The organism is Pseudoalteromonas sp. BMB (assembly GCF_001709235.1).
Classification (GTDB): Bacteria; Pseudomonadota; Gammaproteobacteria; order Enterobacterales; family Alteromonadaceae; genus Pseudoalteromonas; species Pseudoalteromonas maricaloris.
Genome location: NZ_MBQA01000067.1, coordinates 182,114 through 204,976 on the forward strand (window position 1 = coordinate 182,114; position 22,863 = coordinate 204,976).

Here is a 22,863-nt window from a genome sequence, read left to right on the forward strand (position 1 = left end):
GTTGTAGTTGAGCTTAATTAATGCTTGATCTAAGTCAAAGTGACCTTTATATTAAAGTTTCAATAATTACTGAAAGTTTAGAACAATGAACTTATCACCAAAAATAGAAAATTTTGTACTTCATTGCGGCGAAATGGGAAGCCGTTGGGGTTTCAACAGAACTATAGGACAAATGGTTGGTTTGTTGGTTATTAATGAAAAACCATTAACAGCGAACGAAATCGCCGATGCGTTAAAAATTTCACGCGGTAACGTGAGTATGGGAATAAAAGAATTGCAATCTTGGCAACTAGTTAAGGTGCATCATATTCCCGGCGACCGTAAAGAATACTACTCTCCAAACGGCTCTATTTGGGATCTCGCTAACCGCGTATTTGAAGAGAGAAGAAAAAGGGAAATCGACCCAACACTCACTCTACTTCGTGACCAAATCCTAGATAGCGCCAACTCACCTGAAGAAGTGTATGCACAGCAGCAAATGCAATCCATTCATGACCTACTTGAAACCGTCACTAAGTGGTCAGCGGAACTTCAACGCCTATCACCAGAGCAATTGCAATCGTTGATGAAGCTCGGTTCTTCTGTGAGTAAAGTAATAGATTTAAAGGATAAATTATTACGTAAGTCTTAAAGTGCGAGGTGCGTCATGCTTGATACGTTGTTGTTGTCGCGAATACAATTCGCAGCAAATATTAGTTTTCATATTCTCTTTCCCACGATAACCATCGCGTTAGCTTGGTTTCTGGCGTTTTTTAAACTCAAGTATGACCTAACCGAACACCCGGTTTGGTTAAGAGCTTATCGCTTTTGGGTCAAAATTTTTGCATTGACCTTTGCACTCGGTGTCGTAAGCGGCATTACCATGTCGTTCCAGTTTGGTACAAACTGGCCCGGCTTTATGGAGAAAGTCGGCAATATTGCAGGTCCCTTGCTCGGTTATGAAGTATTGACCGCATTTTTTATGGAAGCAACATTTTTAGGGATCATGTTGTTTGGCATGAAGCGCGTACCACCTAAAATACATACTTTAGCCACTTTTATCGTCGCCATAGGTACAACGCTTTCCGCATTTTGGATCCTGTCTTTGAATAGTTGGATGCAAACCCCGACAGGCTTTGAACTTAGAGACGGTATCGTATATCCCACGGACTGGTTTGAAGTTATTTTCAATCCTTCATTCGGTTATCGCTTCTTCCATATGTTATTAGCTAGTGCGCTGACGGCTTCATTTTTGATAGCTGGTGTCAGTGCGTATCGGATGCTGAAAAACGATGAAAAACATGCTCCCAAAAAAGCGTTAACCGTTGCGTTAACAGTTGCGGCGCTGCTTACTCCATTGCAGGCTTTCGTCGGCGATTTGCATGGCCTAAATACGCTAAAACATCAACCACAAAAAATTGCAGCAATGGAAGGGGTTTGGGAAACAGAGAAAGGTGCACCACTATTATTATTCGCAATTCCGAATGAGGAAGAAAGACGCAACGACTTTGCGCTCGGTATTCCTAACATGGCAAGTTTTATTCTTACCCACGACGTTAACGGTGAAATTAAAGGGCTTAATGAATTTAAAGGTGAACACCCACCTGTTAAGCCCGTCTTTTTCGGTTTTAGAATCATGGTTGGGATGGGCATGCTGATGATCTTAGTTGCGTTTGTCACTCGTTTTACATTATGGAAAAAGGGCGAGTTACCTAAGTGGCAACTGAAAACGCTTGTTGCGATGACTTTCTCAGGCTGGGTGGCTACCCTCGCAGGCTGGTATGTCACAGAAATTGGCCGCCAACCTTATATCGTCAGTGGTATCTTAAGAGTTGAAGATGCAGTCACAACCATTGCCTCAGAAAACGTCTTATTTACACTCATTGGCTATCTGACGATATATGCAATCTTACTGTACGCTTATATTCGCACTTTGTTCCACACTGCTAGCAAGTCTGTAGAAGTGGAAGAATACGACATGAAGGAATTTGCTGAGGAGGTGACTCGTGTTTAATCCGGAATATCTATCTCTCATCTATGCCGGTTTGATGGCACTCGCAGTGCTTGTTTATGCAATATTAGATGGTTACGACCTTGGCGTTGGCATGATGATCCCGCTGGACGATAAAGAAACCGCAGACACAATGATAGCCTCTATCGGTCCATTTTGGGATGCTAATGAAACGTGGTTAGTTTTAGCTGTTGGCCTTGCATTTATCGCATTTCCTCAAGCCCATAGTATGATCTTGCAGGCGCTCTACATTCCTGTTGTGTTTTTACTCTTTGGCTTAATTATGCGTGGTGTCGCTTTTGATTTCAGAGCAAAAGCGAGAGTTAAACGCCAAAGGCGGTGGGACAAAGTATTTAAATTTGGGTCGCTACTCACCTCGTTTGCGCAAGGGTATATGCTGGGGCTTTATGTCATAGGCTTTGAAAATACCCCTCTTGCCCATGCATTTGCGGTCTTTAGTGGAATTGGCGTTGTCTGCGCGTATGGCTTGATTGGTTCAGCATGGCTAATTATGAAGTGTGAAGGGCAATTGCAGCAAGATGCGATTAGCTGGTGCAAAAAATTTGCGAGAGTAGCCTTTGTTGGGGTGTTGCTCGTTTCTATCATCAACCCAGCGATTAATGAGTGGATCTATGAGCGTTGGTTTGACCTCCCGATGGCCTTAGTCGTATTACCAGCCCCAATTATTTGCTTGTCGCTCTTTGTAATTTTAGAACTTGTGTTACAGAAACTACCAAAGTCACCAGATAATGGAGCTTGGTTACCGTTCCTGATTTCAGCATTTATCTTTGTGCTTTGCTTCTTCGGCTTAGTTTATAGCTTTTACCCATTTGTAGTGCCTGGCAAGCTAACCATCTTCGAAGCGGTCGCTGACGCGTCAGCTCTTACTTTCTTATTATATGGCGTAGTCATTGTGGTGCCGACCTTAATTGCATATACGTTATTTTCGTACCGAGTCTTTTGGGGCAAGGTTCAACCTTTGTCCTACTATTGACACTTGCATACATTAGCCCAACCAAAAGGCAGCGAGTTGGACGCTGCCTTTTTTATTGCATTAAGAATAATACTCGCCTCTGCTATATGTTTTTCTGTTTACAGCAAATTTAATGGCGGTGTAGCAAGCTATATCCTCCAATAAAAAAGGCATAAAAAAAGCCCGTTGTTAGAACGGGCTAAATCAGAATTTCTAGGCTAAATTTTTGGATAGCCAATGCGGTCAGATAAATACCCAACGCTTGAGGCAAAATAATAAGATCTATTCCAGTTCATCAAGGCCTTGTAATTATCATAAGCTAGATACATGCGGCCATTAGCGTCATCTGGCATCACTAATGCTGCTGTGATATTCACTTGTGGCAAGTCAGTGCCGTCCATTCTGCGAAGACCAAGCGCCTGCCACTCCTGCAATGAACGCTCTGATTTACTCCACTCTTTTAACCATTCGCTGTGCGTTTTCGTACCACGCTTTAAAATGTAGCTATTGTCAAAACCTTCAGGTAGCTTAACTTGGCGACCCCAAGTGAGATCGTCGTTCCAGCCCACACTTTTCAGGTAATTGGCTATTGACGCAAAAGCATCCTCTTGCGTCGTCCAAATGTCCTTGCGACCATCTTTATTATAATCAACGGCATAAGACGTAAATGAAGTTGGCATAAACTGAGTTTGACCCATTGCTCCTGCCCACGATCCTTTGAAATCATCCAGACCGATGTGACCATCTCTTAAAATATCCAGCGCAGCCCACAACTGTCTTTTATATAAAGCTTCTCGACGACCATCAAAAGCAAGCGTCACTAACGCACTAATGACTGGATAGCCGCCTTGAATACGACCAAAGTTACTTTCAAGGCCCCACAGGGCGACAATAAACCGTGCCTGTACGCCATATTCTTTTGCTATTTTTTCTAAAGATTCTTGGTGTTCTTTGTAGAGTTTGCGGGCCTGTTGGATTTTCCATTCAGGGACGCGCTTGGGTAAATAAGTTTCTAGTGTTTCGACAATTTCTGGCTGGGATTTATCAGCCTTAATCACCTTTTCCTTAAATACTGCTGTTGCAAAAGCCTCATCAACTAATTGTTGTGTATAGCCCTTGTCAATCGCTTCTTGTTTTAAGTTTTTGAGGTATTCATCAAACTTCGCTTGAGTATTAGCAAAGACTGATGTGGACAAGCAAACTGAGGCTACTAGTAGGGAAATTTTTTTTATCACGAATCTGTTACTCCGTTTTGCTTTCTAAATTCATCAAGCAAGCTTTCTGTATGCGGTGGAAGTTGCAAGTAAAACCCATCGTCAGTTAATTTTTGCTTAACCGTTTCAAGATCAGCAATTCCCAATTTTGTTCTTCTCGCAAGGTCAATGATCATGACATAGATAGGAGTGCCGAAAGTTTCCATTAACGGTGCAGGGACATTGGAAAAATCATCTCTTTTAGTTACAAAAAGATAGGTATCCGCTTTTTTTGGACTTTTGTATATGGCAGTGAGCATTATAAGCCTATAAATTCTTGCTAATCATGGGCGGTCACTATACCATGCTATTAGTAAGTTGTGGAAAGTTTTACTACGCGCTAAAGTCAGCTAGATAAGGCTTTAGCGGCGGTTGTAACAGAAATTTGAGTACATATGGCAAATCAAACATTCGAACTAAAAGGAAATCTATTTACACTCTCTGTGCTGCAGTTGTTTTCTTTAGATCTGACCAAGTTAAGGCAAGATCTTGATAGCAAAATTTCGCAAGCGCCTAAATTTTTTCAAGGTGCACCAATTGTGGTTAATTTAGCTGATGTTCAGGAGCAAACTGTAGAATTCAAAGAGTTAAAGCAAACACTGGTCGATTTACAGCTCAATCCAGTGGGTGTGTGTAGCGGTACTCAAAGTCAGCACGACTTAGCCAAAGAAGCCGGGTTTTCTGTACTAAACTATTCAAGGGATGTGCAACCGAGTACCCCATCACAATCTCAAGCAGCAGAAGTAGTAGAAAAACAAGTTTATCTTCCTGCTCAAATTGTGAACGGAACGGTACGTAGTGGTCAGCAAATTTATGCTAAAGACCGTGATCTGATCGTGCTAGGTGCTGTAAGTCATGGTGCAGAAGTTATCGCCGATGGTAACGTGCACATTTACGGTACTTTACGTGGCCGTGCAATCGCAGGTGCGCAAGGCCAAGAAGACACGAGTATATTTTGTCAGCGCTTAGAAGCTGAGCTGGTGTCTATTAACGGGAGTTATTGGATCAGTGATTCACTGCAAGGTGAACACTGGGGTCAAGCTGCTCAAATAACACAACAAGACGAATCATTAAAAATTACAGCTTTGGTCAAAGGATAAATCAGATGGCAAAAATTATTGTCGTAACTTCAGGTAAAGGCGGTGTTGGTAAGACAACGTCAAGTGCAGCAATTGGTACTGGCTTAGCGCTAAAGGGTTATAAAACAGCCATTGTCGATTTTGATATTGGTCTTAGAAACCTCGACTTAATCATGGGATGCGAGCGTCGCGTTGTTTATGATTTTGTCAACGTTATCAACGGTGAAGCAAATCTAAATCAAGCATTGATTAAAGATAAGCGCGTTGAAAAACTTTATATTCTTCCAGCTTCTCAGACTCGTGATAAAGACGCCCTCACTCGAGAAGGGGTTGAGCGTGTGCTAAATGAAATGAAAGAAGAATTTGATTTCATCATTTGCGACTCACCAGCGGGTATTGAAGCAGGCGCAATGATGGCATTGTACTTCGCTGATGAAGCCGTGGTAGCAACTAACCCTGAAGTTTCATCCGTTCGTGACTCAGATCGTATTTTAGGTATTCTACAAAGCAAGTCGAAGCGCGCTGAAATGGGCCTAGAGCCAGTTAAGGAACACCTATTGCTTACACGTTATAACCCAGAGCGTGTAGATAGCGGTGAAATGTTGTCGGTAGACGATGTTAAAGAAATTCTAGCTATTGACTTACTAGGTGTAATACCTGAATCAAAAGCCGTACTTAATGCGTCTAACTCAGGTCAACCGGTTATCTTAGACCAAGAATCTGATGCAGGCCAAGCATATAGCGATGCAATTAACCGCTTATTAGGTGAAGTCGTTGATTTCCGTTTCTTACAAGTTGAGAAGAAAGGTATCTTCAAACGGATCTTTGGAGGGTAAGGTGTCATTACTAGATTATTTTCGTTCTGAGAAAAAAAATAGCGCATCATTAGCGAAAGAGCGACTGCAAATCATCGTTGCGCACGAACGCTCAAAGCGTGGTACACCTGACTACTTACCACAACTTAAGCAAGACATCCTCGATGTTATTCGCAAATACGTAAAAGTAGATTCAGATGCCGTCAACGTCCAGTTTGAACAAAACGAGGATGATTTAGCAGTATTAGAATTGAACGTTACTCTACCTGATGATGAAAAGTAACAGTTTGAATAAATGTAATAAGGGCTATTTCTATAGCCCTTATTTATTTCGTTTTGCCCATTCTAATTAACCTGAGGTTTGGATCTAGAAAGGCATTAATTATCCGCTGCTCAGGTTAATTAAGCTGTCAAGGGGCTTTACATTGCCCTACTCTTTGCTTAATTATCCGAACTTCAGGTCACTTATTCTTATTTAAGGACAAAGTACCTTTGACCCTTTTTGCAGGCTTAGCATTGGGCTTTGGGCTTGACTTACGTTTGTTGTGACTGTGATTTTGTTCACCATTTCGCGTTTTTGGCTTAGGCTTAACGCTATTTTGCTTGTCGAGTTCATCTGTTCGATCTTTGCTGTTATGCGCTCGCCTATCTTGCTTTGGACGACCAACCTCACTAACTTCACTTCTAGGCTTATCATGCTGTTTTCCCGCACCAGCTCCCGCTGATGCCTCTTGTGTTTTACTCGATGACTCTGTGGCGTGATTAATCGCTCGCATTTCGTTTTCGTTAAGGTGACGCCACTTACCAGAGCTAAGGCCAGTTAGATCAATATTCATTATCCGAATACGTTTAAGGTGTGTTACTTCAAATCCTAGATATTCACACATTCTGCGAATTTGACGATTTAAGCCTTGCGTCAATACAATGGTAAATGACTTAGCCCCGGTTTTACGAACTTTACAAGGCTTTGTGACAGTGCCAAGGATTGGAACACCAGAGGACATACGTTTTACAAAGCGCTCATCAATAGGCCTATCGACCACAACCTCATACTCTTTTTCATGGTTATTGCCGGCGCGAAGGATTTTATTGACCATATCGCCTTGGTTGGTCAAGAAAATTAATCCTTCGGATGGACGGTCTAAGCGACCAATAGGGAAAATACGCTCAGGATAGTTAATTGCACTGACAATATTACTTCTGATTTTACGCTCGGTGGTACAAGTTACACCAACAGGTTTATTATAAGCAATAAATACAGCCTTTGGCTTTGCTTTCAGAGGCTTACCATCAATGATGATAGTGTCAGCATCAGACACTTTAGTGCCCATTTCTGGTAGAATTCCATTTACTTTGACACGGCCTGAGGCGATTAAGTCATCAGCTTCTCGACGACTACAGAATCCAGTTTCACTGATGTATTTATTGAGGCGCTTTTGCTCTGTCACGATACAACCACTTTGAGTAAAAACCCGTATTGTAATCGCTTCAGCCGCTTTACACTACTGCATTTCTACTTTTGCAAACTTTTTCTTAATAGCTCAGGAGAAAAATGATACTGCTCTTTAGGTTTTCCTCTAAGGCTCATTGCCTTGTAATCAATAGATTGCCAGTTTTTCGCTGACTTTATCCAGTAATAGTCCGCTAGATTTTCCTTGGTGATTACGCTTAAGTCAAACGCAAGTTCAGCGTTATCCTTCCAAAAGGGGTGCCCATAATAATGATCGTACACCGAAATCAACGCCCAAGCCCCCATCATAAAGTGCCCGCCAACGGATGCTTGCATCTCATTATGTTCAATAAGCTCAAAAGTATCCGACAACCAATCAAATCCGCCAAACACTATTTGTGAGGTGCTTGATGCAGCTGCGGTGATAGCTCCCATCGCCATCAAATCTGACGCACACCAAATAAGGTTTGTTTTTGGATAGCGGTGCAACAATTTCTTAGTCTTATCAAGCGCTTGTTCTTTTGACCACCCGGCGTAGACAGTTTGCTGAACCACCACGCCAACTTCATCAAAAAAGCGCTTTGCACCGTTGCTTCTAATATCTGACTCTGTGCCATAGTGACCATTGATAGCAATAGGGTAAATTGTCTCATGACCGTTAGTTTTAGCCTGTTGGTATAGTTTCTTTGCCAGATCGTAACCTGCTTGGTCATTATCATGATGCACTTCCCCAAGCCAATACTTATAGTGTTCTTTTGGATTACCTATTGCGAGCCTTTCAGGGCCAGAAATCGTTTCTTCTAAGGTAATATGATTGATCCCATATTTTTCTAAAAGCTTTAGGCTTTCTTCGGCACCACCAGGATAATTAATGAGGATGACATAATCGGGAGTAGCACGATAACTCAAATATTTTTTAAGCTCAGCGAGCTGTATAATTCGGTTTCCTTCTCCATAGATCACATCTAGTCTAATATCGAATTGATCCGCAGCCGCCTCTGTAATGCCTTGGACGCGCTGCCAAAATGGTTCACCAGGCACAGAAGGGTTAACAAACAAGACATTTAAAGACTGTTTAGCATCGACACTAAAACACACCATCCATAGCACTAACCCAATTAGTACTTTTTTAATCATAGCGGGCTCTTCGTAGCACTAGTATCTTCAATAATTTCTCAAATGGACCTTGCTTAAACAGCTTACAATATACCACCGCAAGGGCTAATTGAATTATAGACGCAATTACAAATGCTGCGAAATAATCCACCCGCTCCCAAGTGCTGATAGCGTTCGGGTTTATAAAGTAAAAATAGCTTACAAACACCATTGACTGGAGAAGATAAAACGAAAGCGCTAGGCGCCCAACACATTGTAAACTCCAAAGTTGATGTTTTGCACCTCGCATTGCCGCCTTAGTAACAACGACATACAACAACGCAACGGGTACTGCAAGGATCCAATCTATTCCTTCAAAAAACTCGACGCCTAGCTTACGTTCAAGAACAAAGCCAACAAATGATAAAATAATGGCTATCACGGCAAACAAGTTAATTTTATGAACAGGTTCAGTACGCTCTAAGTCAAACATTCCACTTCGATATAAACGCATACCGAGTAGCATTAACCCCGCGGTATACCACAAAGTAATAACCGGGATAAGTAAACTGATAATGATAAAGTAAAGGCCATTAAGGGTGAGCAGTTCTAGGTAGTTTGCTGGAATTTGCTGCAAAAACTCGAGGTAGACTTCTGAAGTTCTAGTTATTTGTGGTTCTGGATCAATTAACAGCAATAAGCTGATAGCAATAGAAGGGATTAAAATGAACCCTATTGCATAGCGACTTAACTTTTTGTCACTCGCATTAATAAATCGCAGCGCGACAAATCCACTCAACGCATAATTAAATAAAATATCTCCTGGCCAAATCAACACGCCGTGTAACACGCCAAAGACCATTAGCCATGTTAGTCGATGCCTTGCAAGGCTCTGATCATCCGTCTTTGCTACCTGAATACATAATGCCGCTCCAAATAACATTGCAAATAAGGTTCTGAATCGACCATCAAAGAAAATACTATTAACCATTGCGAAGAACGGATCAAGATAGTGGGCTGTTTTGGCTGGTACATAGCCCAACTCAAAATTGGCCATATGTACCATATTCATGGAAAGCAAGCCAAGCAGCGCGAACCCGCGGATCGCATCCATCGCAATAATTCTATTCATCAATACACACGGTTTTTATACATATCAGCCCAGTTTATCGCAGCAGCATGAAAATCAGGAAGGTTTTCGTCTTTGTAGTTTAGATAACTGCACGCATCCTGCAGAGTCCACCAGCTTCCAGACTCATAGGCTCTAACGATATTTAAAATATAATATAGCGTGTTGGGTTTACCTATCAAAGCATCATGAAGCTGCTCAGGAAAAGGTAGCTTGTTTACAACCTGCTCCATTGGCCTGTCAAGAATGGCATCAAGCAGAGAAAATAACCCTGTCATAAAGCTCATATTGGCAAGTCCTGGCGAAATTTGCTGTGCGATAAGCTCACAAAATCGCGAACGAACGATAGAAAGGCGTGTTAATTCTGTCGGTTTTCCCTCTGCTACGTGGGCTGTCATAATTAAGTTTACAAACTTTTTTACACGCTCGTTTCCTAAATATACCAAGGCTTGTTTTAAAGATTCGATACGACTTTTGATTGGAAACACGCCGGAATTAATTAGCCGTAGCAGTTTGTACGCAAGCGCAGTGTCTTGAGCAAACAACTCGGCTAATCGCGTAATACTCATATTCGGTTTAAGTGCTTCTTCATAAATAAGCATGACAATCACATAATTGATAGTAATGTCTTTTTGCTCAATCATCTTTGGTTTTGCAAAGAAGTAGCCTTGAAAGAACTGAAATCCCATCTTTTTAGCTTGCTCGAATTCTTCTTCGGTTTCGACTTTTTCCGCAAGTAGTTTGATGTTCTTTCGCTCTTTGATCATGTCAATCACTGGCACTATGGTGTCCAGCGGATGTTCCATGACGTCGAACTTAATCAACCTTACGAGCTTTAAGAAAGGTTCCCATTCTTTTGAGTACTCAAAATCGTCCAACGCGAGTCTAAAGTTGCTGTGAAATAAGCCTCTTATCCGCTCATAATTTTGTTTTGTTGGCGGAATAGTCTCCAATAGTTCCAAAATCACATCATTTGCTGGGAGAAACTCACACAGCTCCTGACGTAACGAGTCTGGACCAATATTAATTAGCGCTTTCTTTCCCGAAGTGAGATATCGCATGCCGAGGTTAAGTTGATTATTCATTATCAGCTTGGCTGTCGCTGCATCATCTGCAATATTTGGAAAGCTATTTTTTACACCATCGCGAAACAACAATTCGTATGCAACAACTTGTTTTTTACGATTAAATATGGCTTGGCGGGCCACAAAAACCTTCAAACAAAAACTCCTTCGTACCTAAAGTGAACAATCGCACTTTTGGTTTAGCAATTTTTAGATTTTAACCCTTTATGATGATAAAGAAAATCAACCTAAGCTATTAAGAATCAAAATAATAGCTTAAAAGATAATGCAAAATGATAAAAAAGAAAGGCCAAAGCTATCTTTTGATACCTTTGACCTAGTTTTTTGTTTAACAACTGAGCCAATTGATAAATACTTAACACAGGTGCGAAAATTTTTTTATCTACATTTTCGCTATCTATATAATTGTTCGCAGTATTTTTGTGCAACATCGGGCCAGTCAAAGCGCAGCATACGAGCTTGCAGCCTGAGTTGTTGATATTTTTCGCCATCGTTCATCAGATCAGCAAGCGCTAGTTCAAAAATCGCAATAAACTGACTACCTTGCTCAGCGAGTGTTTCTCCTTCAAAACAATAGCCTGTTTCATTGTGTTTTACCGTATCATATAGCCCACCCACTTTATGTACGATGCAAGGTTGCCCAGCACGCATCGCAAGCATTTGGCTGATACCACAAGGCTCAAAGGAGCTTGGCATTAAAAACAAATCACCCAACGGGTACAGTTGTTCGCCGAGAGCTTTACCATAACCATTTAAAAACAAAACATTGTTATGGCGTGCCATTACTTCGGTAAATAGCTGCTCAAGACTTGGGTCACCAGAGCCAACAATCACAATACGTGCTCCTTGGTGCTTGGCTATTTTTGCGATGTCATCGAGCACAATGCCTGATTGGGTCGGCTGTCTTAAAATAAGTGCTTTTTGATCGGTGAGACGACCGACACTTGTAATTAGCTTGCCGCTAAAGGCTTCGTCACGCCAAGCGAGTATGCGTTGATGAGCAATGTAAAACCGAGATAATACTTGGCTTGATTTTGCCATCCATTGAAACACATGCTGCTCAGCAAGCGCCAAATAGTCAGCAAAAGTTAGATTCTCTTCGTCAGCTGACTCATCATACACACAACCGTTTAAAATACCTGCTAACCGTCCTTCATGAGACGCATGCTGCATGTCGCTTTCTAACCCTTCGCCACCAAAAAAACCAAGCTCAGGATGACTTGGGATCATCACCTCTTTGGCGTAATTAGGAGAAACAACATGCACTTTGTCTGAAAGATTAATAGCCGCTCGCATTGGGTTAAAGCAGTGAGGGTATTTAGGATCGCAAATACTGAGCCCATCATAGGTGAGTGTCGGAAACCAAGACTCAAGGCTGGAAAAATCATGATTAAAAGGCCGGATCCCTTGAAGCGCAAGGTTATGCACAGTATAGACTGTCCTCAGCGTCTTTAAACGTTTGAATCTTGGACTAAACTGACGAAGTACCGCAACGACAGCAGCATGCCAGTCATGTAGGTGTACAACATCTATCTCTGCTATCAACTCATGTTCAATAAGTTCAGCAACTGCCGCACTAAAAAACGCAAATCGATTTGCATCTGTCGCAAAGGGCTGGTGAGGATCATTACAGTAAATAGCGCCATGATGCTCACTAAACAATGAGTGTGAAATGACATACTGAGTGACATTGTCGCTTTCTTCAACAGACCAAAGAGTCGCCGTTTCTAGGTGTTGACGAAAAGGGACAGCAATATCAGCGACTAGGTTTCGATTTAAAGCAGCTTGGCCATAATCAGGTGTCACCACCGATACTTTAATGCCAAGCTGCGCCAATGCATAAGGCACGTCACGTATTACATCTGCGACGCCCCCTACCTTACAATTTGGCAACCGATCGTTTTCGGCTGCCACTAAAATTACATGCATAGTACCTCTACATGGATCATTTATTATTTTTTTCCGCAAGCTCTGCAAGCATATCTCGGGTCACCAATACGATCCCCTTATTCGACACTCTAAAGCCATTCTCTTTGTCTAAGTCAGTATCGTAACCAATTGTCATCCCCTCTGGTATTTGACAACTGCGGTCAATGATTGCGTTTTTGATTTTGCAGTTACGCCCGATTTTGGCACCAGGCAACACAACGGCTCCTTCAATTTCACAATACGAGTGAACATGCACATTGGAAAACAGCAATGAACGCTTAACCTTAGAGCCAGAAATAATACAGCCACCAGAAACCGTTGAGTCTACGGCCATACCGCGTCTATCATCATCATCAAATATAAATTTAGCTGGTGGTAACTGTTCCTGATAAGTCCAAATTGGCCAATGAGGATCATAGAGATCAAGTTGTGGTTCAGGAGAAACCAATTCCATATTTGCTTCCCAGAATGAATCAAGCGTCCCTACATCTCGCCAATATGGCTGCCCTTCATGTGATGGGTCGCAAAATGGATACGCATACACATTATGCTCTTCTATGATTGATGGGATAATATCATGACCAAAGTCACGACCCGACCCTTCTCGTTCGGCATCCTTTTTCAATTGCTCGAATAAAAACTCAGTGTTAAACACATAGTTCCCCATAGACGCCAAACATACACCTGGCTTTCCAGGGATTGACGTCGGATCTACCGGTTTTTCATCAAAGCGACGCACACGGTTGCTTTCATCTACCGTCATGACACCAAACGTTTTTGCTGCTTCTTCACAAGGCACTTCAATACAACATACGGTCATATCTGCACCTGTCTCAACGTGCTTTGCAAGCAAGCCACCGTAATCCATTCTGTAGACATGATCACCCGATAAGATCATAACGTACTTGGGAAGCTCATGACGAATAATATCCATATTCTGGAAAACTGCATCTGCTGTGCCGCAGTACCATTCATCACCATATCGCTGTGATGCTGGCAATATCTCTACAGATTCTCCCAGCTCCTTTTTAAAGTGTCCCCATGCGCGATTAACATGACGAATAAGGGAGTGCGACTTATACTGCGTGGCAATGCCAACCCGACGGATCCCTGAGTTAATGCAGTTAGACAATGGAAAATCGATAATTCGATGTTTGCCGCCAAAATAAACAGCGGGTTTCGCTCGCCAATTGGTGAGCTCGTGAAGGCGCGAACCTCTTCCACCCGCAAGTATTAAAGCATATGTTTCTCGAGTGAGGGTACTAATATAACGATTCGCATAATTAGGCATTATTTCTTCTCTCCATAACTTTTTGCGGTGACTACTGCATTGGGCTCAAGCGCCAAATATCATCGCTGTAATCTTGAATTGTTCTATCGCTAGAAAATTTTCCACTTGCTGCGGTATTGAGAATACTCATGCGCAGCCAATGTTCCTTGTCTTTGTATGCTTGAGCCGCATGCTCCTGGCTCTCAACATAGGAAGGAAAATCTTGTGCCACTAACCAAGGATCGGTACTACTCTTAATTGAGTTAATTACGTCATCAAAGATATTAGGCTCAAATAGGTTAAAGTGCCCACTTTCGAGCAAAGCCATAACACGTTTAAGGTCATTGTCGCTTTCTATTATCTTAAGGGGCTGATAATTTTGGCGCACTTGCTGTGCTTGTTCAGCAGTTACACCAAATAAGTAAAAGTTGTCTGCACCAACGCATTCTCGTATTTCAATATTGGCACCATCTAAGGTGCCTATGGTGATTGCACCATTCATCATAAACTTCATGTTGCCTGTGCCAGACGCTTCTTTTCCTGCGGTTGAAATTTGCTCTGATAAGTCTGTTGCAGGACAAATCACTTCCATTTTTGAGACATTGTAATTGGGCATGAAAGCCACTCGAAGATAGGGCCTCGCCGCGGGGTCATTGTTGATAACATTGGCAACATTATTGATTAATTTAATTATCTTCTTCGCCATGTAATAACCGGGTGCAGCCTTACCTCCAAACAGTACGCAACGAGGAACAAGCTCTGCTACATCACCACGACAGATCCGATCGTAAAGATGGATAACATGCAATACGTTAAGTAGCTGACGCTTGTATTCATGAATACGCTTGACCTGAACATCAAACATCATAGTTGGGTCAAACTCTACCTGACATTCATGGGCAATTAGCGCTGCAAGACGTTGTTTATTGTTTTGTTTGACTGTGAACCACTGCTTTTGGAAGGCGTGGTTATCGTAAAAACGACGTAGTTCACTAATTTTAGAAAAATCAGCTTGCCATCCATCACCAATTTTATCGCTAATCAATTGCGCCAGTTCTGGATTACAGTGCGATAACCAGCGTCTTGGCGTCACCCCATTCGTTTTATTATTAAACTTCTCTGGGCACAGTTGATAGAAATCGTTAAACAAGCCTGCTTTTAATAGCTCGGTATGAAGTGCAGCAACACCATTGACAGAATAACTGCCTACGATCGCAAGATACGCCATGCGAATTTGAGGGTGACTGGACTCCTCAATGAGTGACAGCGCACGCTGTTTTTCGATATCGCCGGGCCATTTCAGTGCAACTTCCGACAAAAAGCGGGCATTGATCTCATAGATAATTTCTAGCAACCTTGGTAACAAGCGCTCAAATAAACTCACAGACCAGCGCTCTAATGCTTCGGGCAATAAAGTATGATTGGTATATGCCATGGTTGATGTCGTTATCTTCCACGCGGCATCCCACTCCAGCTCGTAATCGTCTAATAAAATACGCATTAGTTCAGCTACGGCAATACTTGGATGGGTATCATTGAGTTGGAATACGTGATAATCCGCAAAATCACTAAAATCATCGCCGTATTGTTCAACCCACGTTGCGATCACGTCTTGCAAGCTCGCGCTGGATAAAAAGTACTGCTGCCTTAATCTCAACTCTTTACCATTTTCACTGGCATCATTGGGGTACAGCACCATCGTTATCTGCTCAGCGAGATTTTTTTTAGCCACCGCTTCTGAATAACTACCGGCATTAAATTCGTTGAGGTCAAACTCATCGGTTGCCTCTGATTTCCATAGTCTTAATGTGTTTACCACCTCATTACGATACCCGGGTACAGGAACATCGTAAGGCACGGCGAGAATATCTTGCGTATCAAGCCACTCACGATGCTGCCTACCATTTTTGTCGGTATGTACTTCAACATGACCAAAAAACTTAACTCTGCGGGCTTGTTCTGGTGCGGCAAGCTCCCATGGATGACCTTCACGGAGCCAGTTATCTGGCTGTTCTACTTGATGACCCTGTTCACAGGTTTGGTTAAACATCCCAAATTCGTAACGCAAACCGTAACCAACAACAGGAAGGGCTAATGAAGCACAGCTATCCAAAAAACAAGCTGCAAGACGGCCTAAACCACCATTACCGAGACCTGCATCATGTTCAGCCTGCGCGACCTCTTCAAGCTCAGTACAGTATTCTTGTAATGCCGCTTGAACTTGTTCTTCTAAGTCTAGATTTAACACCGCATTAGACAGTGCTCTACCCATTAAAAACTCCAACGAGAGATAGGCTGCTTTACGTGTCTTTTTACTCTTAATGTGCTCTTTGGTTGCCCGGCAACGGGCGACTAATCGGTCACGAATAGTCAAGGCTAATGCATGGTACAAATACAGTCGCGACTCTCCTACTTTGTCTCGACCTAAGGTGTAGTAAAAGTGACGAGTCAAATCATCACTCAAGGTGTTTTCATCTATCTTTGGTGCATCTTGCCAATGTTTTACCACGCATACTGGCGCACTTTTATTAGCCATGCTTTTCATCCCCTTTGATTGATGTAAATATCCATGCTGACTTAGCTGGAACCTGTAAATAAGAATCTAACTCTGGTCGATGCGGCTCAACCGCAGTGGTGATTGCTTGCTGCCAATGAGATGAAAATGCACTAAATGGCAGCTTTATTTGCAATGCACTTTCACTGGCGTTCAGAATTATCAATAAGCTTTGCCCTAACTGCTGATCGGTAATGGTGTAACTCAACCATTTGCGGCTCGGCTCTCGCCATTGTTCAGGCGATAACGGCTTTGCTTGTTCATTAAACCAATTCACTGCAAAACGACTGTCACTGTCATGGACATAAAATGAGTGAGAAAACGCGGCAAATTGCTTACGAAGCGCAAGTAAATCTTGGATAAAAAAAGTTAACGTGTGGTGTTGCTGGTGGTTTTTCCATGCCAGCCAGCTAGTGCAGTTGTCTTGGCAGTAGGCATTATTGTTGCCACTTTGCGTATGTGCCATTTCGGTTCCCGCGCAAATCATCGGGATCCCTTTGGACAAAAACAAAGTGAGTAATGCATTTTTCTGCATACTGAGACGCAATTCATTGATTTGAGGGTCTGCACTGAACCCTTCTACCCCACAATTAAATGAAAAGTTTTCACTGTGGCCGTCTCTATTTGCCTCACCGTTTGCTTCATTGTGTTTATGCTCGTAAGCCGTCCAATCAAACAATGAGAAGCCGTCATGACTGGTAAGAAAATTTATGGAGTTCAAAGGGCCCCTTAAGTTATGTTCAAACAGGTCACTGGAGCCATGAATACGCATCGCAAGCTCTGGCAATACTCCCTCATCGCCACGCCAGAAGCGCCTAACAGTATCTCGATATTTATCATTCCACTCACGCCAAGGAGAAGGAAATTGTCCAAGTTGATACCCACCAGGACCAATATCCCAAGGCTCGGCAATCAGTTTTACTTTGCTAAGCACTGGGTCTTGATGGATAGCTTGCAAAAATGCATGTTGATTTGAAAATCCCGAAGCTTGACGAGCAAGGATCGTCGCCAAATCAAAGCGAAAACCGTCCACCCCCATGTATTCCACCCAATAGCGCAAGCTGTCCAAGACAAGTCTTAATACCACAGGGTTCGAGATATTCATTGTGTTTCCACAACCCGTGTCATTAATGTAGACATTGGGCTTACTCGGCAAGGTGCTGTAATAAGTCAGGTTATCAAACCCTTTAAAGCTAATTGTCGGGCCATCCAAACCACCTTCCGCAGTATGGTTAAACACCACGTCCAAAATAACCTCAATACCGGCTTGATGGAGCCGCTCTACCATTATCTTAAATTCGTTGATGTCGTCGTTAACGAGATAACTTTTGTGTGGCGTAAAAAAGTTGAGGCTGTTATATCCCCAGTAATTTTTTAGTCCTTTGGTCGTAAGAAATTGCTCATTGATAAACGCATGCACAGGTAGCAGCTCAATCGCAGTAACACCAATATGCTTTAGGTGATCGATAAAGGTTTGTTCAGCAATCCCTAAGTATTTTCCTTGGTGTTTAGTTGGAATATCTGGGTGCCTAACAGTTGCCCCTTTAACATGACATTCATAGATCACCGTTTTACTCCACGGAGTCTTAGGTCGCTTCCCTTGATACTTCTCAATCGCCGTCACTTTACTCTTTGGCATATCACAGGCGTTATCAGATGGGTTTAAATGGCCTACTGGCAAATGGCAAAAATGCCGTTCACTCCAAGTAAACTCACCAAAAAAGTCGCGGCAATATGGGTCTAAGAGTAACTTATTGGCATTGAAAAGCAGCCCTTTTTCCGCGCTATACTCTCCGTCTACCCGATAGCCATATAAGTCTCCGACTTGTGCTCCCTCGATAAACAGTGACCAATTTCCGCCCTCATGCCGAAACATCCCTATCCGATTCACTTCGCTATGGCCGCTTTTGTCGAACAGACACAGGGTTACGCGTTTTGCTTTCGGTGCATAAACACAAAAGTTAACGCCTTTATCACTGGCCGTTGCACCCAATAATTGATGATCGCCGCGATAACTGGTTAGCATGTGCCACCAGAGATCAGCTGCAAATACACGGTTGCCAAAGGCGGAACGGTTATATCGATACTTTGCTCAAGGCCATGGCTTGCTATGTTTTTCGATTCAATGAGTTGTTGTTTATGTGCAACGACTCCAACGCCGCTCCCCCAAAACGCTTTGTCATCCGTGTTTAAAATAACTTGATACACCCCCGCTGACGGCACGCCTAAGCGGAATTGAAAATGGGTTTGTGGCGTAAAATTTGCAATCACCACCAGCGGTGTAACACCATCTCGTCCGTAGCGTACAAAACTAAATATGCTTTGCTCAGCGTTCCCCCCATCAATCCAATTAAATCCTGTTGATTTGTTATCACACTCGAATAGTTGCTGCGTTGATTTATAGGTCGTATTGAGCGCTTTGACACACTTATACACACCTTGGTGCGCTTCACTTTCAAGCAACTTCCAGTTGAGTTGTTGGTTATGATCCCACTCCTCTCGGGGGGCAAGTTCAGCGCCCATGAACAGCAACTTTTTACCTGGGTGGGCAAACATAAAGCCATAGTAGGCACGTAAATTAGCGAATTGCTGCCAATCGTCTCCTGGCATTTTGCTCAGTAGCGCACCTTTGCCATGTACCACTTCATCGTGACTTAATGGCAAGATGTAATTTTCAGAATAGGCATACACCATCGAAAAAGTCATTTCATGGTGATGGTACTTGCGATGAATTGGGTCTTTGGACATATAGTTTAGCGTGTCATTCATCCACCCCATATTCCACTTATAACCAAAACCCAAACCATCGTGTTCAACACTGCGGGTAACACCGGGCCAAGCTGTGGATTCTTCAGCGACCATCATAATACCTTCGTCAACGCCATAACATTTGGTATTGACTGATTTGAGGCATTCTATTGCACCTAGGTTTTCACGGCCGCCATATTGATTTGGCACCCATTCCCCATGTTTACGGCTGTAATCCAAGTAAAGCATCGATGCCACAGCATCCACTCTTAAGCCATCGATGGCGTATTCTTTTATCCAATACATCGCATTCGACAGCAAAAAGCTTTTTACTTCAGCGCGGTCGTAGTTAAAAATATAGGTGTTCCAGTCTGGGTGAAACCCTTGCCGCTTATCAGCATGTTCGAATAGGTGTGTGCCATCAAATTTATGTAAACCATGGGGATCTGATGGGAAATGTCCCGGCACCCAGTCGATAAGTAATCCAAGCTCTTCCCGATGACAGCACTCAACAAAGTAAGCAAAATCCTCCACGCCACCAAAGCGACTGGTTGGCGAGAATAACCCCACCGGTTGGTAACCCCACGAGCCATCAAAAGGATATTCACTGATAGGCATCAGTTGCAAATGGGTAAATCCCAGTGCCTTTACATAGGGGATAAGGTCGTCCGCTAACTCTCGATACGTAAGATAGCGATTACCTTCTTCCTCTCGGCGTTTCCAAGAGCCCAAATGCACCTCATAAATACTAATGGGTGCATTGATTTTATTACGCAGCGCCTTTTTATCATGATCAGCTTGGCTCAACGTGAAAGCGGCTGGTCGAGCCTGAGTTATACTCGCCGTGCCCGGAGCTTGTTCCATTTTAAATGCAAAGGGGTCGGCCTTTTCTATGCGCTCCCCCTCAAATGTAGTAATTGCAAATTTATAGCAGCAGTCTACCTCCAGTGCCGGAATAAAAAGCTCCCATACACCACTGGCTGGGTGTAATCGCATTGGATGCTGCACGGCCTGCCAATGGTTAAACTCACCTATCACAGAAACAGACAACGCATTTGGCGCCCAAACACCAAATCGAAACCCAATTACTCCCTCTATCTCTACTTGATGTGCACCTAAATGCAAATAAGCTTGAGCTTGTGTTCCTTCATTAAATAAGTACAAGGCATCATCAGCCAAGCAACTATCAAAACTATATACATCCCTCCCAGTGACGGTATGCTCTGGGTAGTGCACTTCAAGCAGGTAATCTTTGCTGATGTCATCCGCTTTAAAATCTAGTGTGAATAGCGCACTTTTGCGAAACCGTTCAAGCGCATAGCTGCTATCGCTGGTAAGCACCTTAACTTCTGTCGCACCTGGAATAAAACAGCGCACGACTGAGCGCTTCGCATCTAGCTGGTGTAGCCCTAAGAAGGCAAATGGATCGCGACACTTACCGGCTTCCAAAGCGGCTAATTGACTGATGTAGTCATCTACTTGGGCATCTTCTATTTTTGCTCTTGTATTCATCTATTCTTTCCTGCTGGTTACCGCATCTCGGATCAGCGGCCGAGAACTTGCAATAATTTCCGCTGATGTCTGATTAAGTCGCCTTCTCCAGTTTGGATACTCTTGGTCAGTACCAGGAATGTTCACTGGTAACTTCTGTTCGTCGAGGTCATCAAACTGAATTGTCAGCATTTTTGCAGGCGACTTGGCGAGCACATTGATAAGCGACTGATACACATCACGGGCTTCGCTCGCAAGGCTGACACTTACCTCACCATAGCGACTAAGCCAATGACAAAGCTTCTCTCGCTCGGATGTTCGCTCTTCATCCGCTTTTGTTAGTTGGGGTTCGCTCAATAACTGATATTCGCGTTTCAACCTAAGGTCATCATGGCTCCACCAGCCAAAAAATGGCGGGACGTCATGGTTAGCAACCATGAGTAACGCATTGTGCTTATAGTGCGTAGGTGCTAAAAACTGACCGTGATAATCCTTCTCGAAGTAAAAAAGAATATTGCTGTATATATGTGACTCAGACATTGCTTCTTTGATTTCGATTGGAACAACCCCTAAGTCTTCACCAATGATCATTACTTGATGTTTGACAGACTCAATTTTGAGGATCGCTAAAAGGTACTCAAATGGATAATATACATAGCAACCTGTTTGCTGCTGATCTTGATAAAAGCACCACCACAACCTTCTTAGGCCCATCACATGATCAATTCTTAATGCCCCAACACCGGTGATGTTCGCTTGGATCAGCTGTTTAAAAAATGCAAAGCGCTGCGCTTTTAACTTAACGGGGTTTAACGCTGGTAACCCCCAGTTTTGACCGAGCTCTGCCCAAGGGTCTGGAGGCGCGCCCACGCGAGCATGTGCGGCATACAAATTTTTATTGCTGTTGTATTCACTTGAGCCGTCAGCACAACCAACGGCTAAATCATTGATTAAACCTACAGCCATACCAGCATTCAGTGCCGAAGACTGGCATTGCGTTAATTGTTCAAACGCAAGCCATTGTAAAAATTTAGCGAAGTCATCGTCCTCAAATGCCTTAAGCTCTTGCTGCTTAGCCTGGCAAAATCGAGTAAAGTCTGCACGCCACGCTCCAGTTTGTTCACACAATAACTGCCACGCAAAACGTAACGCGTTAAGCTTACTTTCCATACAGTGGGTCATATCAAGGTATGTCGCGTTCAAGTTACTCTTTGAGACGTTTAAATAGCCGGCGAACACACTCACATCTAAGCCAAATTGTTCACACAAAAGCTCGATAGAAATGTAAAAAGGGTGCAGTAGGCGGCGGTCATTTGGGCTGTACGGGCTGGCTTTTTCTGGTTCATCAACAAACAACAAATGCAGTGGGTTTAGCAAAATGTAGTCAACCCCTTCAGCTGCGCTAGCCTCAACTAATTGCTTTAGCTCATAAAAATCCGCACTTAGCTTGCTGCCAGCAGGCTTTAACGAATATAGCTGAATAGACAATCCAAGGAGCTTTTTATGTTGTTCAATCGGGTCATAACACTGTCTAGGCGTCACCCAAAGTTCAGTCTCAAACCGCGCACCATTTAACATTACCTCAGCGCTATGATAACCGACTTCAATCGCGTTTATTGGCACTTCAAGTTGAACATAACGTGTATCTTGATAGCGGTAATCCCCAATCGCTACTTGCTTGTTTGGATCGCAAACACAGCAATAACCCAATGCGGGGATCGACACAATTAGTTCGTTAATTTGCAGGCCGGCATCCACTCTTATCGTAATAGTTGGCGTCTCTTTGCAAACCAAAGTAATGGCTTCAACTGGCGTTAACCACTTAGCAATATCCAGCTCAAAATTGAGTGTATTTATTTCATCTAGATTGCTGACATCAACACCACACTCCTGCAATGCCAGTAGGCGAGTTTGGTGATCAAATACCACATGATCACCGGTGTATTTGTGGTATTCATAACCAATACCATAGAGATAAAGAAGCTGGGCAATGTTGTCCATT

Annotated in this window: 18 protein-coding genes; 6 read left to right on the forward strand and 12 right to left on the reverse strand. The window is 43.0% G+C overall.

Annotated elements, in window-relative coordinates:
- The first annotated feature begins 85 nt into the window (after positions 1-85).
- Genes BB427_RS05780 through BB427_RS05790 form a run of 3 tightly spaced genes read left to right on the forward strand, consistent with a single transcriptional unit; the run spans position 86 to position 2,984 of the window.
- Positions 86-631 carry a GbsR/MarR family transcriptional regulator gene (locus BB427_RS05780; RefSeq protein WP_010605404.1) on the forward strand — a complete coding sequence of 182 codons (546 nt, stop codon included), beginning with the start codon at positions 86-88 and terminating at the stop codon, positions 629-631.
- Between the two features lie 15 nt (positions 632-646).
- Positions 647-1,993, forward strand: a complete 1,347-nt coding sequence (locus BB427_RS05785) for a cytochrome ubiquinol oxidase subunit I (protein ID WP_039495168.1) — start codon at positions 647-649, stop codon at positions 1,991-1,993.
- Complete coding sequence (locus BB427_RS05790; RefSeq protein ID WP_010372949.1) at positions 1,986-2,984, forward strand: cytochrome d ubiquinol oxidase subunit II; 999 nt, start codon at positions 1,986-1,988, stop codon at positions 2,982-2,984. Before BB427_RS05785 ends, BB427_RS05790 begins: the two co-directional genes overlap by 8 nt.
- Before the next feature lie 197 nt (positions 2,985-3,181).
- Here the strand turns inward: BB427_RS05790 and BB427_RS05795 are convergent, their stop codons facing one another.
- Together BB427_RS05795 and BB427_RS05800 are read right to left on the reverse strand one after the other, a co-directional pair.
- Complete coding sequence (locus BB427_RS05795; protein WP_069019253.1) at positions 3,182-4,198, reverse strand: lytic murein transglycosylase; 1,017 nt, start codon at positions 4,196-4,198, stop codon at positions 3,182-3,184.
- On the reverse strand, positions 4,195-4,476 hold the full coding sequence (locus BB427_RS05800; protein WP_010372955.1) for a YcgL domain-containing protein: 282 nt from the start codon (positions 4,474-4,476) through the stop codon (positions 4,195-4,197). The genes BB427_RS05795 and BB427_RS05800 overlap by 4 nt, the downstream gene beginning before the upstream one ends.
- Positions 4,477-4,611: 135 nt before the next feature.
- On the opposite strand from BB427_RS05800, the gene minC reads away from it, so the two are divergent.
- The 3 genes from minC to minE are packed head-to-tail and all read left to right on the forward strand — an operon-like array spanning position 4,612 to position 6,393.
- Positions 4,612-5,316, forward strand: coding sequence for a septum site-determining protein MinC (gene minC, locus BB427_RS05805; protein ID WP_010372958.1), 705 nt, complete (start codon positions 4,612-4,614; stop codon positions 5,314-5,316).
- 5 nt (positions 5,317-5,321) lie between these two features.
- Positions 5,322-6,131 (forward strand): septum site-determining protein MinD, encoded by an 810-nt coding sequence (gene minD, locus BB427_RS05810; RefSeq protein WP_010372960.1) that lies wholly within the window; start codon positions 5,322-5,324, stop codon positions 6,129-6,131.
- A 1-nt stretch (position 6,132) separates the two neighbouring features.
- Complete coding sequence (gene minE, locus BB427_RS05815) at positions 6,133-6,393, forward strand: cell division topological specificity factor MinE (protein ID WP_010372964.1); 261 nt, start codon at positions 6,133-6,135, stop codon at positions 6,391-6,393.
- A 178-nt stretch (positions 6,394-6,571) separates the two neighbouring features.
- Here the strand turns inward: minE and rluF are convergent, their stop codons facing one another.
- From rluF to malQ, 10 genes are all read right to left on the reverse strand, one after another.
- Positions 6,572-7,558, reverse strand: a complete 987-nt coding sequence (rluF, locus tag BB427_RS05820) for a 23S rRNA pseudouridine(2604) synthase RluF (RefSeq protein WP_069019254.1) — start codon at positions 7,556-7,558, stop codon at positions 6,572-6,574.
- A 65-nt stretch (positions 7,559-7,623) separates the two neighbouring features.
- Positions 7,624-8,697, reverse strand: a complete 1,074-nt coding sequence (locus BB427_RS05825; RefSeq protein ID WP_045990690.1) for an ABC transporter substrate-binding protein — start codon at positions 8,695-8,697, stop codon at positions 7,624-7,626.
- Positions 8,690-9,787, reverse strand: a complete 1,098-nt coding sequence (locus tag BB427_RS05830; protein ID WP_254663586.1) for a DUF418 domain-containing protein — start codon at positions 9,785-9,787, stop codon at positions 8,690-8,692. The genes BB427_RS05825 and BB427_RS05830 overlap by 8 nt, the downstream gene beginning before the upstream one ends.
- Positions 9,787-11,004: an EAL and HDOD domain-containing protein gene (locus tag BB427_RS05835; protein WP_010372977.1), complete on the reverse strand. Its 1,218-nt coding sequence runs from the start codon at positions 11,002-11,004 to the stop codon at positions 9,787-9,789. The genes BB427_RS05830 and BB427_RS05835 overlap by 1 nt, the downstream gene beginning before the upstream one ends.
- Positions 11,005-11,262: 258 nt before the next feature.
- On the reverse strand, positions 11,263-12,798 hold the full coding sequence (locus tag BB427_RS05840; RefSeq protein ID WP_069019256.1) for a glycogen synthase: 1,536 nt from the start codon (positions 12,796-12,798) through the stop codon (positions 11,263-11,265).
- Between the two features lie 16 nt (positions 12,799-12,814).
- Entirely contained in the window at positions 12,815-14,089 is a 1,275-nt protein-coding gene (gene glgC / locus BB427_RS05845) for a glucose-1-phosphate adenylyltransferase (protein ID WP_010372983.1), read from the reverse strand.
- A 31-nt stretch (positions 14,090-14,120) separates the two neighbouring features.
- On the reverse strand, positions 14,121-16,604 hold the full coding sequence (locus BB427_RS05850; RefSeq protein WP_069019257.1) for a glycogen/starch/alpha-glucan phosphorylase: 2,484 nt from the start codon (positions 16,602-16,604) through the stop codon (positions 14,121-14,123).
- Entirely contained in the window at positions 16,597-18,648 is a 2,052-nt protein-coding gene (gene glgX / locus BB427_RS05855; RefSeq protein WP_069019258.1) for a glycogen debranching protein GlgX, read from the reverse strand. Before glgX ends, BB427_RS05850 begins: the two co-directional genes overlap by 8 nt.
- Positions 18,642-20,882, reverse strand: a complete 2,241-nt coding sequence (gene glgB, locus BB427_RS05860; RefSeq protein ID WP_069019259.1) for a 1,4-alpha-glucan branching protein GlgB — start codon at positions 20,880-20,882, stop codon at positions 18,642-18,644. Before glgB ends, glgX begins: the two co-directional genes overlap by 7 nt.
- Positions 20,883-22,862, reverse strand: a complete 1,980-nt coding sequence (gene malQ, locus BB427_RS05865; protein ID WP_069019260.1) for a 4-alpha-glucanotransferase — start codon at positions 22,860-22,862, stop codon at positions 20,883-20,885.
- Between the last annotated feature and the right edge of the window lies 1 nt (position 22,863).

Excerpts from the sequence above, each read along its gene's own strand:
- BB427_RS05780 (WP_010605404.1), top strand. The coding sequence starts at position 86 with ATGAACTTATCACCAAAAATAGAAAATTTTGTACTTCATTGCGGCGAA.
- BB427_RS05785 (WP_039495168.1), top strand. The coding sequence starts at position 647 with ATGCTTGATACGTTGTTGTTGTCGCGAATACAATTCGCAGCAAATATT.
- BB427_RS05800 (WP_010372955.1), bottom strand. The coding sequence starts at position 4,476 with ATGCTCACTGCCATATACAAAAGTCCAAAAAAAGCGGATACCTATCTT.
- minC (WP_010372958.1), top strand. The coding sequence starts at position 4,612 with ATGGCAAATCAAACATTCGAACTAAAAGGAAATCTATTTACACTCTCT.
- minD (WP_010372960.1), top strand. The coding sequence starts at position 5,322 with ATGGCAAAAATTATTGTCGTAACTTCAGGTAAAGGCGGTGTTGGTAAG.
- BB427_RS05825 (WP_045990690.1), bottom strand. The coding sequence starts at position 8,697 with ATGATTAAAAAAGTACTAATTGGGTTAGTGCTATGGATGGTGTGTTTT.
- BB427_RS05830 (WP_254663586.1), bottom strand. The coding sequence starts at position 9,787 with ATGAATAGAATTATTGCGATGGATGCGATCCGCGGGTTCGCGCTGCTT.
- BB427_RS05840 (WP_069019256.1), bottom strand. The coding sequence starts at position 12,798 with ATGCATGTAATTTTAGTGGCAGCCGAAAACGATCGGTTGCCAAATTGT.
- glgC (WP_010372983.1), bottom strand. The coding sequence starts at position 14,089 with ATGCCTAATTATGCGAATCGTTATATTAGTACCCTCACTCGAGAAACA.
- BB427_RS05850 (WP_069019257.1), bottom strand. The coding sequence starts at position 16,604 with ATGGCTAATAAAAGTGCGCCAGTATGCGTGGTAAAACATTGGCAAGAT.
- glgX (WP_069019258.1), bottom strand. The coding sequence starts at position 18,648 with ATGCTAACCAGTTATCGCGGCGATCATCAATTATTGGGTGCAACGGCC.
- glgB (WP_069019259.1), bottom strand. The coding sequence starts at position 20,882 with ATGAATACAAGAGCAAAAATAGAAGATGCCCAAGTAGATGACTACATC.
- malQ (WP_069019260.1), bottom strand. The coding sequence starts at position 22,862 with ATGGACAACATTGCCCAGCTTCTTTATCTCTATGGTATTGGTTATGAA.